This window comes from Devosia sp. (genome assembly GCF_041917035.1).
In the GTDB taxonomy this organism is placed as follows: Bacteria; Pseudomonadota; Alphaproteobacteria; order Rhizobiales; family Devosiaceae; genus Devosia_A.
In genome coordinates this window covers 1-10,744 of the sequence record NZ_JAYRYM010000138.1, presented here as the reverse complement: position 1 = coordinate 10,744, position 10,744 = coordinate 1, and the positions used below count along the sequence as shown (strand labels likewise).

The window sequence follows — 10,744 nt, the reverse complement described above, 5'->3', positions numbered from 1 at the left end:
TCGGCGTCGCCGTCGGCACCGACAAGGGCCTCGTGGTGCCGGTGGTGCGCGATGCCGACCAGATGTCGATCGCCGGGATCGAGAAGGAGATCGCCCGGCTGGGCAAGCTCGCCCGCGACAGCGCGCTGTCGATGGCCGACATGCAGGGCGGCACCTTCACCATCTCGAACGGCGGCGTCTACGGCTCGCTGATGTCGACCCCGATCCTCAACGCCCCGCAGTCGGGCATTCTGGGCATGCACAAGATCCAGGAGCGGCCGGTGGTGGTGGGCGGCCAGATCGTCATCCGCCCGATGATGTACCTGGCGCTCAGCTACGATCACCGCATCGTCGACGGCAAGGAAGCGGTGACCTTCCTCGTCCGCGTCAAGGAAAGCCTCGAGGCGCCGGAGCGGCTGGTGCTGGACTTGTGATCCTGATCGGATCGCTGACGGAATGGGGGCCCGCTTCGGCGGGCCCCTTCCTTTTCCGGCGGAGAATCAGGCAGCCGGCACCGGCCGCCCGAGGCGGAAGCCGCCATAGACCATCAGCCACAGCATGGGCGGATAGACGATCAGCCGCTCCACCCCGCCATGTCCGATCGGCCCGAACACCAGCGAGCTGCCGGCATCGCCGACGGCCATGACGACGACGTGGACGAGGCCGATCGTGGCGAGCACGAGGCCGGTCCAGCGCAGCGCCGCATTGTCGGTGCGCATCGCCTGGCCGATGATCTCGAGGTTGAAGAAGACGAAGGCGAGGAGCGCAAACAGGCCGTGCCAGCCGCCGGTCGAGAGCGGCAGGAGGCTCGCCCCGACGGCGCCGAGCGAGGCGATGCCGCAGATGCCGAACAGCAGCCTGCCGCGCTCGAGCCGATAGGCGTAGTAGGCGCCGAGCAGATTCAGCAGGCCCACCAGCAGCAGCGCGGCATTGAACAGCAGGGCGGTCTCGGCGATGACGCCGAGATCGCTGATGGCGCCGTCCCGGAGCTGGTAGCCCGGCGCCGCCGAGGCGGCGAGCGTGATGACGGTGATGAACTGCGCGGCGAGCAGGAAGTAGGCGAGCCCCGCCCAGTCGGTCGGCTTCAGCATCTGGCGAATGCCCGACATCGCGCTCCTCCCTCGGAACCTCGAGCCTATCTTGAAAACACGACAACCGGTTGACGCAGGTCAAGCCGGCTGCGGCATCGCGGCCCGGCAGACGGCGCATCCGTGCTTGATCTCCGGCCGCCGATGCGGTCACATCGGCGCCAGAGGGAAAGGAACCGCCGATGGCTTGCCGTCCAGCCCGCCGACTGGCGGCCCAACTGCTGTTGCTTTTCGCCGGGATGGCGCCCGGTCTGAGCCAGGAGGCGATACCGGCCAGCGCCGAGGACGGGCTGCGCGTCCACGTGGCGTTCCGCAGCTTCGAACTGCTCGGCGAGCGCTGCGGCGTCGAAACGGGCGATGTCGCCGGCCATGCCGATGCGAGCTTCGAGTGGGTGGCCCGCAACGACCATGCCCGCCATCTCGCCAACGTGGTGCTGGACTACCATGCGGTGGTCCCGGAGCCGGCCGATATCGAAGCCACCGCAGAGGCCGAGTTCGCCGCCACGCGCGCCGGGACGACCTCGACGCTGGCCGAACTCTGTGCCTTCTTCCTGGGCGGCGTCCATGAGGGGCGCTTCGATCTCAACGAACTGGATGCGCCGCTATGGGACCGGCTGCTCGAATCCGACAGGATGATCACCGAGGCGCGGCGGGCACCATGAGCGAAGGGCGGGGGTATAGATGACCAAGGTTCTGGTGGTCACCGGCGGCAGCCGCGGGATCGGGGCGGCGACAGCGCGACTGGCGGCGCGGTCCGGCTACGGCGTCATCGTCAACTACGGTGGCAACGTCGCGGCGGCCGAAGCGGTCTGCCACGACATCCATGCCGCCGGCGGCGAGGCGGTGGCGGTGCGCGGCGACGTCAGCGTGCCCGAGGATGTCGAACACATCTTCCGCGCCGCCGACCGGATGGGGACACTGGCCGGGCTGGTCAACAATGCCGGGATCATCGCGACGGCGCGGCGGGTCGACGCGATGGACGCCGACACGCTGGCCCGTGTCCTCGCCGTCAATGTCACCGGATCGATCCTGTGCGCCGGGGCGGCGATCCGCCGGATGTCGACCCGCCACGGCGGCAAGGGCGGCGCCATCGTCAACCTCAGTTCGGCGGCGGCCAAGCTCGGCGCGCCCGGCACCTCGGTCGACTACGCCGCCAGCAAGGGCGCCATCGACACCTTCACGGTGGGGCTGGCGCTGGAGGTGGCGGGCGAAGGCATCCGGGTCAACGGGGTGCGGCCGGGGATCATCGATACCGAGTTCCACGCGCTGGGCGGCGATCCCGGCCGGGTGGCGCGCATCGCCCCGAGCCTGCCGATGGGGCGGGCGGGGACGGCCGAGGAGGTGGCGGAGGCGATCCTGTGGCTGCTCTCGGACGCGGCCGCCTATGTCACCGGCACGACGCTGGCGGTGACCGGCGGCCGGGCCATCCTGCCCTGACCCAAGGAGCGGGCCGCCGCCGGCGTCACAGGGACGGCGGCGGGCAGCCCGGCCGCCCTCGCGACCCTGTGGAGACCTCACGCAATGAAGACCATCCTCCTCGCTGGCCTCGCGCTCTGGGCCGGGGCGGCGCCGGCGCAGGCGCTCGAGTGCCCGCTCTCGCACGCCAGCTACGGGCAGGCCGGCCATGACGTGGAGATGCGCTTCCGGCCGCTGTCGCCCGACGATGCCGTTAACCAGATCCTCGCCTTCCGGCTGAGCTTTGGCGGCATCGACGAGGTGTTCGACGGCGGCGTCTACATTCCCAACGGCTTCGGCAGCGCGCTGGGCTCGATCGGGGTTGGCTGCGTCGACGACTTCGATACCGACTGCCGGTTCTGGGAAGGGACGGTCTATGTGCTGCTCGCCGGCGGCATTGCCGAGCTGCCGCACGAGAGCGGACAGATGGCGCCGCAGCAGGTGCTGCTGCCGCAGTTCGCCCAGGCGGTCTGGTACTCGGGCTATCGCGGCGCCGGTTTCGGAGTCGATCTCGAGCTGGTCGACGTGTTCAACCTGAAGGCCTGCTCGAAATAGCTGAACCGGGCGGGTTCTCTGCCCGTAACGAACACATCCCCGAGGTCGGAGCCGCAGATGACCATCGAACTGACCCTCCTGATCTGGAGCGCAGCGCTTTTTGGCCTCTATATCGGGGTGCAGTCGACCCTCTACCGGATGCAGCACGGGGTGGTCTTCGCTGCAAGCGGGCGCGACCACGAGCCGCCGCCGAACCCGATGAGCGCGCGGTCGGAAAAGGCGCTGCGCAACTTCCTCGAGACCTATCCGCTGTTCGTCGCGCTGGTCGCGGCCACGGTGCTCGCGGGGCGGTCCGACGAGCTGACGCAGTGGGGCGCGCAGATCTACTTCTGGGCCCGCATCGTCTACCTGCCGCTCTATGTGCTGGGGGTGAAGTACCTGCGCAGCCTCGTCTGGTCGGTCAGCGCCACCGGCCTCGGCCTGCTGTTCTTCGGCGTCGCCTTCTGAGCATTCGCCACCCGGCGCGTTTGCCGCGGAGCTGGGGGTTTCATCGCAAGTTGAGGTGGCTTAAGCCGTTCCGAGGCCCTATATCGGCAGGGCGGGCGCCCGGGCGCGGGCGCGATCCAAGCCCCTCGGAGAGAACATGGCGGACAATTTCGACCTCACGGTGATCGGCTCGGGGCCGGGAGGCTATGTGGCGGCAATTCGTGCGGCGCAGCTGGGCATGAAGGTGGCGGTGGTCGAGAAGTGGCCGACCTTCGGCGGCACCTGCCTCAACATCGGCTGCATCCCCTCCAAGGCTCTGCTGCATGCATCGGAGCTGTTCGACGAGGCGCGCCACCAGTTCCGCCAGTTCGGCATCGAGGCGAGCCCGACGCTCAATCTCGAGCAGATGCTGCGCCACAAGGACGATACGGTGACCGCCAACGTCTCGGGCATCGAGTTCCTGTTCAAGAAGAACAAGATCACCGCCTTCCGCGGTACCGGCTCGATTCCGGCGCCCGGCAAGGTGCTGGTGACGCCCGAGAGCGGTCCGGGCCAGACCATCGAGACGCGCAACATCGTCATTGCCACCGGCTCGGTGCCGATCAGCCTGCCCGGCATCACCATCGACGAGGACAAGGTGGTGAGCTCGACCGGCGCCCTCGGTTTCAGGCAGGTGCCGAGGCGGCTGCTGGTGATCGGCGGCGGCATCATCGGGCTCGAGCTGGGCTCGGTGTGGTCCCGGCTCGGGGCCAAGGTGACGGTGGTCGAGTTCCTCGACCGGATCCTGCCCGGCCTCGACAGCGAGGCGGCGCGGCAGATGCAGCGCACGCTGCAGAAGCAGGGCTTCGAGTTCCGGCTCGGCGCCAAGGTCACCGCGGTCGACAAGCGGGCGGACGGCACGCTGGCGGCACGGCTCGAGCCGGCGGCGGGTGGCGAGGCCCTGGTGCTCGACACCGACGCGGTGCTGGTGGCGGTCGGGCGCAAGCCGTTCACCGAGGGGCTCGGGCTGGAGGTGGCGGGCGTGGCGCTCGACGAGCGCGGCCGCATCCGCACCGACCACAATTTCAAGACCAACGTGCCGGGCATCTACGCCATCGGCGACGCGGTCGCCGGACCGATGCTGGCGCACAAGGCGATGGACGAGGGCCACGCGGTGGCCGAGGTCATTGCCGGCCAGAAGCCGCACGTGAACTACGCCACGGTGCCCTCGGTGATGTATACCAGCCCGGAAGTGGCCTGGATCGGCAGGTCCGAGGACGAACTCAAGGCGGCCGGCATCGAGTACAAGGCCGGCAAGTTCCCCTACACCGCCAATGGCCGGGCCAAGGCGATGCTGGCGACGCAGGGCTACGTCAAGATCCTCGCCGACGTCACCACCGACCGTGTGCTCGGGGCGCAGATCATTGCCCGGAACGCCGGCGAGATGATCCACGAGATCGCCGTGCTGATGGAGTTCTCGGGCTCGGCCGAAGACCTCGGCCGCACCATGCACGCCCATCCCACGATGAGCGAGGCGATCAAGGAAGCCGCGCTGATGTGCGGCGACGGGGCGATCCACATCTAGCGGCGGCGGCCCGCCTCCCGGGCGCCGCTAGCCACGTTCCGCCTGCACCGCGCGCCACGCCGCGATGATGGCCGCCGCGGAGCGGTCGATATCGGCCTCTCCGGTCTCGCCCGACGAGATCGAGAGGCGCAGCACCCATTCGCCGTGCCAGGCGGCGCCGCCGACGAAGCAGGTTCCCTCCTGCTGCACCCGGGCGATCACCGCCTCGGTGTTCGCCTTGCGCCGGGCGGCATCGCCGCCGCCGAAATTGACGATCAGCTGGTTGATGGTGACGGTGTTGAGGAGGTTGATCCCCGGCTCCGCGCCGAGCCGCTCGGCAAAGCGCCGCGCGAAGCCGCAATGGCGCTCGACCAGGGCAGCCACGCCGTCGCGCCCGAGCGTCTTCAGCATCGCCCAGACCGGCACGCCGCGGGCGCGGCGGCTGAGTTCGGGGACGAAGGCCGAGGGGACGCGATCGCCCGGATTGATCGAGGGCAGGTAGCTGCCCCATTGCGTCATGGCGCGCTGGTGCGCCTCGCGGTCGCGGACGATGGCAAAGCCGGAATCGTACGGCACCTGCAGCCACTTGTGTCCGTCGGTGACCCAGGAATCGGCGCCCTCGATGCCCTCGGTCAGATGCTTCAGGCCGGGAGCCGCCCGGGCCCAGAGCCCGAAGGCGCCGTCGACATGCACCCAGGCCCCGTGGGCGTGGGCGATGGCGACGATCTCGGCGAACGGGTCGTAGGCGCCGGTATTGATCTGTCCGGCCTGGGCGATGACGATCTTCGGCCCGGCGAGGGGGGCGAGCCCGGCGGCGAGCGCGTCCGGACGCATGCGGCCCTGGTCGTCGGTGCCGATGCGGTGCACGCGGCGATAGCCGAGCCCCAGCATCTGCAGGGCCGAGAACACCGAGGAATGGGCGTCTTCCCCGACCAGCACGGCGATCTCGGGCGCGCCGAACAGGCCGTCGGCATCGACATCCCAGCCGGCCTCGAGCAGCACCCTGGTGCGGGCGGCGGCGAGGCCGACCGCGTTGGCGACGGTGGCGCCGGTGACGAAGCCGATCGAGCTTTCGCGCGGCAGGTCGAGGATGTCGAGCAGCCAGGCCTCGGCCACCTCCTCGATCGCCGCGGCGCCCGGCGTCGGCGTGTGGTAGCCGGCATTCTGGCCCCAGGCGGTGACCATCCAGTCGGCGGCGACGCCGGCCGGATGCGAGGCGCCGATGACGAAGCCGAAGAAGCGCGGTCCGGCCATCGGCATCAGGCCCGGTTCGATCCGCTCGACCAGCTCCTCGAGCACCGCTGCCGGTGCGCTGCCGGTCAGCGGCAGCGGCGCCCTGAGGGCCTCGCGCATCCGGTAGTAGTCGGCCTCGGGCTTGCCGGAGTTCTCCTGAAGGCGTTCGCGGTAGGCCACGGCGTGGTCCACCGCGCGCCCGAGCAGGTGTCGCAGGCTGTCGCTCATGAACTGGTCTCCCTTGCGTGGAGGGCGAGCATAGCCGATCCGCCGCAGTCCCTCACGGGGAACCGGCGCGCGAGCCGGAATCGCCGGTCCTTCGACGGGCTTAAGAGAACGGAGATCCCCGCTTTCGCGGGGATGACCCGGTGTGTCAGAGGACCCGTGGGTTGGCGGGCCCGCGGGTTGGCGGGCCCGATGGCGGGCGGCGGGCGCTCAGGCCTGCAGCTTCTTGAGGATCGCCGCGCCCATTTCCTCGGTGCCGACGGTCTTGCGGTTGTCCTGCGCAATGTCGCCGGTCCGCAGGCCGTCGCCGAGGACGGCGGCGATCGCCGCCTCGAGCCGGTCGGCCAGCGCCACCATGTTGAACGAGTAGCGCAACGCCATGGCGAAGCTCGCCAGCATGGCGATCGGGTTGGCGACGCCCTTGCCGGCGATGTCGGGCGCCGAGCCGTGCACGGGCTCGTAGAGCGCCTTGCGCTTGCCGGTCAGCGGATCGGGGGCGCCGAGCGAGGCGGAAGGCAGCATGCCGAGCGAGCCGGTGAGCATCGCCGCGGCATCCGAGAGGATATCGCCGAACAGGTTATCGGTGACCATCACGTCGAACTGCTTGGGGTTGCGCACCAGCTGCATGGCGGCGTTGTCGGCGAGAATGTGCTGGAACTGGACGTCCGGATAGTCCTTGGCCACCGACTGGGCCACCTCGTCCCAGAGCACGCCCGACTTCATCACGTTCTTCTTGTCGGCCGAATGCACCTTCTTGTTGCGGGTACGGGCGAGGTCCATGGCGACGCGCACGATGCGATCGATCTCGTAGGTCTCGTAGACCTGGGTGTCGATGGCGCGCTTCTGCCCATTGCCCAGGTCGGTGATGGTCTTGGGCTCGCCGAAATAGACGCCGCCGGTCAGTTCGCGCACGATCAGGATGTCGAGGCCCTCGACCAGCTCGCGCTTCAGCGAGGAGGCATCGGCGAGCGCCGGGTAGCAGATGGCTGGGCGCAGGTTGGCGAACAGGCCAAGGTCCTTGCGCAGGCGCAGCAGCCCGGCCTCGGGCCGGACCTCGTAGGGCACCTTGTCCCACTTGGGCCCGCCCACCGCGCCGAAGATCACCGCATCGGCGGCGAGCGCCTTCTGCATGTCCTCCTCGGAGATAGCGGCGCCGTGGGCATCATAGGCGCAGCCGCCGACGAGGCCGGTATCGAGCGTGAAATCGGTCTCGCCCTGGCTGTTGAGCCAGGCGATCACCTTCTCGACCTCCTTCATGATCTCGGTGCCGATGCCGTCGCCGGGGAGGAGGAGGAGGTTCTGGGACATGTCGATATCTCTGGTTGGGTGGGACGGCTAGTCGAGCCGCTTGAGCATGAAGTGTCGGCGCGAGCCGCGCGGATGGTCCTCGATGGTGCCGAAGACCGAATAGCCGAGCTTCTCGTAGAAGGGGACGGCCTGGAAGGCGAAGGTGTCGAGCCACAGGCCGACGAGCCCGCGCCCGCGCGCCCAGGCCTCGGCGCGCTGCATCAGATCGCGCCCAATGCCCTGCCCGCGCAGCGATTCGGGCACGCCCACATACTGCACGAACAGCCACTCGAAGAGCTGGTAGCCGGTGAGCCCGCCGATGACCTCGCCGTCGGGCGTACCGCGCAACAGGATGCCGAAGGGCTGGTAGCCGGCGTCGCGGCCGTTGCCGATCTCGTTGCCGGCGATGACGCCGACCACGGCCTCGATCTCGGCCTCGGTCGGCTTCAGCGTCGGCGCGAACTCCACCATCAGCTGTGGTGCGCGCCGAGGCGCGCCGTGACTTCGATCTCGAGCTTCATCTCGGGCGTGGTCAGCCCGCACACCAGCATGGTCGCCGCCGGCCGGATCCTGCCGAACACCTCGCCGGCAACCTTCGCCATGGCGTCGTAGTGGGCCATGTCGGTGATGTAGTAGCGCACCCGCACCACGTCCTTGAGCGAGGAGCCGGCCTGCTCGAGCGCATGGGCGATGGTGTGGAAGGCGTTGCGGGCCTGCGTTTCGGCGTCGGCCGGCATCTGCATGGTGGCATAGTCGTAGCCGGTGGTACCGGAGACGTAGATCATGCTGCCGTCGACCACGGCGCGCGAGTAGCCGATCCTGGCTTCGAACGGCGACCCGGAGGAGATGTGCAGGACCATCGCTGCGGCCTCAGAGCCAGGGCCGCTCGGCGCCCATCTTCTTTTCGAACCCGGCAATGGCGGGATCGGACTTCAGCGTCGAGGCGATGTCGTCGAGCCCCTCGAGCAGCACCTGCTTGCGGGCCGGGTCGATATCGAACCGGATGGTGCCGCCGTCCGGACCCTGGATGGTCTGGGCGGCGAGGTCGACGGTCAGGGTGGCGTTGGAGCCGCGCTCGGCGTCGTCCATCAGCAGCGCCAGCTGCTCGGGGGTCACCTTGATCGGCAGGATGCCGTTCTTGAAGCAGTTATTGTAGAAGATGTCGGCGAAGCTGGTGGAGATGACGCAGCGCACGCCGAAGTCGAGCAGCGCCCAGGGGGCGTGCTCGCGCGACGAGCCGCAGCCGAAATTGTCGCCGGCGACGATGATGCTGGCCTTGCGGTAGCCGGGCTTGTTGAGCACGAAGTCCGGGTTCTCCGAACCGTCCTCGTTGTAGCGCATCTCGGAGAACAGCGCCGACCCCAGCCCGGTGCGCTTGATCGTCTTGAGGTACTGCTTGGGGATGATCATGTCGGTGTCGATGTTGATGATCGGCAGCGGCGCCGCGACACCGGTGAGCTGGGTGAACTTTTCCATGGCAGGACCCCTGTGCACGCCCGGACAAGCAACTGGCGCTTTTCCGCCTCGACATGCAAGAAATGGCGGTAGAACCGACGGCGCTTAATGACGCAACTGACAAGCCCCGGTCAAGGGCGGCGAGGGGAGAGAGCCAAGGCCATGAGGATCCTGATCGTCGCAGACCTGCACTATGCGCTGCAGCAGTTCGACTGGGTGCTGCAGGCGGCCGCGGGCTACGACCTGGTGGTGATCGCCGGGGACCTGCTCGAGACCGCCTCGATGGTCGATCCGGGCACCCAGATCGTGGTGGTGATGAACTACCTCAAGCGCCTCAGGCAGGTGACCCGGGTGCTGGTCTGCTCGGGCAATCACGATCTCGACGCGGTCGACGCCCATGGCGAAAAGCATGCCGGGTGGCTCAGGGCGGCGCGCCGCCTGTCGATCCCGGTCGATGGCGACACGGTGATCGTCGATGGCACGACGATCACCCTGTGTCCCTGGTGGGACGGCCCCGAGGCGATGAAGGCGATCGGCGCCCAGCTCGAGGCGGCCGCCGCCGACCGGCTCGGGCCATGGATCTGGGTGTACCACGCGCCGCCGCCGGATTCGCCGGTCAGCTGGTCGGGCCAGCGCTTCTTCGGCGATGCGGCACTGCTCGGCTGGATCGTGCAGTACCGGCCCGATTTCGTCTTCACCGGCCACGTGCACGAGGCGCCGTTCGCGCGCGGCGGTTCCTGGGTCGACCGGGTCGGCGATACCTGGGTGTTCAATGCCGGCAAGCAGTACGGAGCGGTGCCAACGACCATCGCCATCGACACCGAGGTGGGCGAGGCGGCCTGGTTCTCGCTCGAGGGCGCCGAAAGCGTCCGGCTCGGCGAGCCGCTGGTCCGGCCGGTGCAGCAGCTGAGCGCCATGCCCGACTGGATGCTCGCGGCGGGCAAGGACTAGCAGCGCCGAATCAGCGCGCGAGCGCAGAGGTGCCGTCCGCCAGCCGGGTCAGTCCGTCGATCAGCCGGTCCCGATCCTGCCACAGGCCCTTGTAGGCCAGCTGCCCCGGCGCGAGCGTCGCGAGCTGGGCGGCGAGCGCGGCCGCCACCTGCCGCCCTTCCGGCCGCCCGGCGAGGGCCGCGACCGGATCGACATGGATGCGGATGGTGAACAGCATGTCGCCGGTCCCGGCGAGCTTGCGCAGCGTCTGCCGCTCGAGACGCAGGAAGACCCGCGACCCGTCGGGTCCGAAGCGATGCCCGGGGTGGCCGCCCTCGGGGTGGAACAGCCGGTCGTCCCCGAACAGCGACCAGTTCCAGCGCAGCATCGGCGTGTCGGGGCGCGCCGCGTCGAACATGCGGTTGATCAGCTGGGCGTTGCGCGTGCCGGCCCCGAAGCCCGGCACCGGGCCGTGCACCTCTTCCATCGGCCGCGAGAACTTGTCGGCCAGCGTCCAGGCCGAGGGAAAGCTGAGCGCGCCGGCGGCGAGGCGCCAGCCGCGTGCGTC

At 69.2% G+C, this 10,744-nt stretch carries 14 protein-coding genes; 7 read left to right on the top strand and 7 right to left on the bottom strand.

Features of this window, described 5'->3' with window-relative positions; genetic code table 11:
• Nucleotides 1-413: 2-oxo acid dehydrogenase subunit E2 (locus ACE3TU_RS14170; protein WP_374625266.1), on the top strand; the 413-nt coding region annotated here is incomplete at its 5' end.
• Nucleotides 414-479: 66 nt separating this feature from the next.
• Here ACE3TU_RS14170 and ACE3TU_RS14165 read toward each other — a convergent pair.
• Entirely contained in the window at nucleotides 480-1,088 is a 609-nt protein-coding gene (locus tag ACE3TU_RS14165) for a DUF998 domain-containing protein (protein ID WP_374625264.1), read from the bottom strand.
• A gap of 161 nt (nucleotides 1,089-1,249) precedes the next feature.
• On the opposite strand from ACE3TU_RS14165, the gene ACE3TU_RS14160 reads away from it, so the two are divergent.
• The 5 genes from ACE3TU_RS14160 to lpdA all read left to right on the top strand — a co-directional run bounded on the left by ACE3TU_RS14160 (nucleotide 1,250) and on the right by lpdA (nucleotide 5,067).
• The gene (locus ACE3TU_RS14160) at nucleotides 1,250-1,729 is read left to right on the top strand and encodes a hypothetical protein (protein ID WP_374625262.1); all 480 of its coding nucleotides are present in this window, start codon (nucleotides 1,250-1,252) and stop codon (nucleotides 1,727-1,729) included.
• A 19-nt stretch (nucleotides 1,730-1,748) separates the two neighbouring features.
• Entirely contained in the window at nucleotides 1,749-2,504 is a 756-nt protein-coding gene (locus ACE3TU_RS14155; RefSeq protein ID WP_374625260.1) for an SDR family oxidoreductase, read from the top strand.
• A gap of 84 nt (nucleotides 2,505-2,588) precedes the next feature.
• Nucleotides 2,589-3,077, top strand: coding sequence for a hypothetical protein (locus ACE3TU_RS14150; protein WP_374625258.1), 489 nt, complete (start codon nucleotides 2,589-2,591; stop codon nucleotides 3,075-3,077).
• Nucleotides 3,078-3,134: 57 nt separating this feature from the next.
• Nucleotides 3,135-3,524, top strand: coding sequence for an MAPEG family protein (locus tag ACE3TU_RS14145; protein ID WP_374625256.1), 390 nt, complete (start codon nucleotides 3,135-3,137; stop codon nucleotides 3,522-3,524).
• A gap of 136 nt (nucleotides 3,525-3,660) precedes the next feature.
• Entirely contained in the window at nucleotides 3,661-5,067 is a 1,407-nt protein-coding gene (gene lpdA, locus ACE3TU_RS14140) for a dihydrolipoyl dehydrogenase (RefSeq protein ID WP_374625254.1), read from the top strand.
• Between the two features lie 27 nt (nucleotides 5,068-5,094).
• On the opposite strand, the gene ACE3TU_RS14135 is transcribed toward lpdA, so the two are convergent.
• The 5 genes from ACE3TU_RS14135 to leuD all read right to left on the bottom strand — a co-directional run bounded on the left by ACE3TU_RS14135 (nucleotide 5,095) and on the right by leuD (nucleotide 9,267).
• On the bottom strand, nucleotides 5,095-6,507 hold the full coding sequence (locus tag ACE3TU_RS14135) for an aspartate aminotransferase family protein (RefSeq protein ID WP_374625252.1): 1,413 nt from the start codon (nucleotides 6,505-6,507) through the stop codon (nucleotides 5,095-5,097).
• A 207-nt stretch (nucleotides 6,508-6,714) separates the two neighbouring features.
• On the bottom strand, nucleotides 6,715-7,812 hold the full coding sequence (gene leuB, locus ACE3TU_RS14130) for a 3-isopropylmalate dehydrogenase (protein ID WP_374625250.1): 1,098 nt from the start codon (nucleotides 7,810-7,812) through the stop codon (nucleotides 6,715-6,717).
• Nucleotides 7,813-7,839: 27 nt separating this feature from the next.
• Nucleotides 7,840-8,262, bottom strand: coding sequence for a GNAT family N-acetyltransferase (locus ACE3TU_RS14125; protein WP_374625248.1), 423 nt, complete (start codon nucleotides 8,260-8,262; stop codon nucleotides 7,840-7,842).
• Nucleotides 8,262-8,651 carry a RidA family protein gene (locus ACE3TU_RS14120; protein ID WP_374625246.1) on the bottom strand — a complete coding sequence of 130 codons (390 nt, stop codon included), beginning with the start codon at nucleotides 8,649-8,651 and terminating at the stop codon, nucleotides 8,262-8,264. The genes ACE3TU_RS14125 and ACE3TU_RS14120 overlap by 1 nt, the downstream gene beginning before the upstream one ends.
• A gap of 10 nt (nucleotides 8,652-8,661) precedes the next feature.
• Entirely contained in the window at nucleotides 8,662-9,267 is a 606-nt protein-coding gene (leuD, locus tag ACE3TU_RS14115) for a 3-isopropylmalate dehydratase small subunit (RefSeq protein ID WP_374625244.1), read from the bottom strand.
• Between the two features lie 141 nt (nucleotides 9,268-9,408).
• On the opposite strand from leuD, the gene ACE3TU_RS14110 reads away from it, so the two are divergent.
• Nucleotides 9,409-10,197: a metallophosphoesterase gene (locus ACE3TU_RS14110; RefSeq protein ID WP_374625242.1), complete on the top strand. Its 789-nt coding sequence runs from the start codon at nucleotides 9,409-9,411 to the stop codon at nucleotides 10,195-10,197.
• Nucleotides 10,198-10,207: 10 nt separating this feature from the next.
• On the opposite strand, the gene ACE3TU_RS14105 is transcribed toward ACE3TU_RS14110, so the two are convergent.
• Nucleotides 10,208-10,744 (bottom strand): heme-dependent oxidative N-demethylase subunit alpha family protein (locus ACE3TU_RS14105; protein WP_374625241.1); only part of this gene is annotated, 537 nt, incomplete at its 5' end.

What these genes read in the sequence shown, in the direction of transcription:
- lpdA (WP_374625254.1), top strand. Translation starts at nt 3,661, where the DNA reads ATGGCGGACAATTTCGACCTCACGGTGATCGGCTCGGGGCCGGGAGGC.
- ACE3TU_RS14120 (WP_374625246.1), bottom strand. Translation starts at nt 8,651, where the DNA reads ATGGTCCTGCACATCTCCTCCGGGTCGCCGTTCGAAGCCAGGATCGGC.
- ACE3TU_RS14155 (WP_374625260.1), top strand. Translation starts at nt 1,749, where the DNA reads ATGACCAAGGTTCTGGTGGTCACCGGCGGCAGCCGCGGGATCGGGGCG.
- ACE3TU_RS14125 (WP_374625248.1), bottom strand. Translation starts at nt 8,262, where the DNA reads ATGGTGGAGTTCGCGCCGACGCTGAAGCCGACCGAGGCCGAGATCGAG.
- leuD (WP_374625244.1), bottom strand. Translation starts at nt 9,267, where the DNA reads ATGGAAAAGTTCACCCAGCTCACCGGTGTCGCGGCGCCGCTGCCGATC.
- ACE3TU_RS14165 (WP_374625264.1), bottom strand. Translation starts at nt 1,088, where the DNA reads ATGTCGGGCATTCGCCAGATGCTGAAGCCGACCGACTGGGCGGGGCTC.
- ACE3TU_RS14145 (WP_374625256.1), top strand. Translation starts at nt 3,135, where the DNA reads ATGACCATCGAACTGACCCTCCTGATCTGGAGCGCAGCGCTTTTTGGC.
- ACE3TU_RS14150 (WP_374625258.1), top strand. Translation starts at nt 2,589, where the DNA reads ATGAAGACCATCCTCCTCGCTGGCCTCGCGCTCTGGGCCGGGGCGGCG.
- ACE3TU_RS14135 (WP_374625252.1), bottom strand. Translation starts at nt 6,507, where the DNA reads ATGAGCGACAGCCTGCGACACCTGCTCGGGCGCGCGGTGGACCACGCC.
- ACE3TU_RS14110 (WP_374625242.1), top strand. Translation starts at nt 9,409, where the DNA reads ATGAGGATCCTGATCGTCGCAGACCTGCACTATGCGCTGCAGCAGTTC.
- leuB (WP_374625250.1), bottom strand. Translation starts at nt 7,812, where the DNA reads ATGTCCCAGAACCTCCTCCTCCTCCCCGGCGACGGCATCGGCACCGAG.
- ACE3TU_RS14160 (WP_374625262.1), top strand. Translation starts at nt 1,250, where the DNA reads ATGGCTTGCCGTCCAGCCCGCCGACTGGCGGCCCAACTGCTGTTGCTT.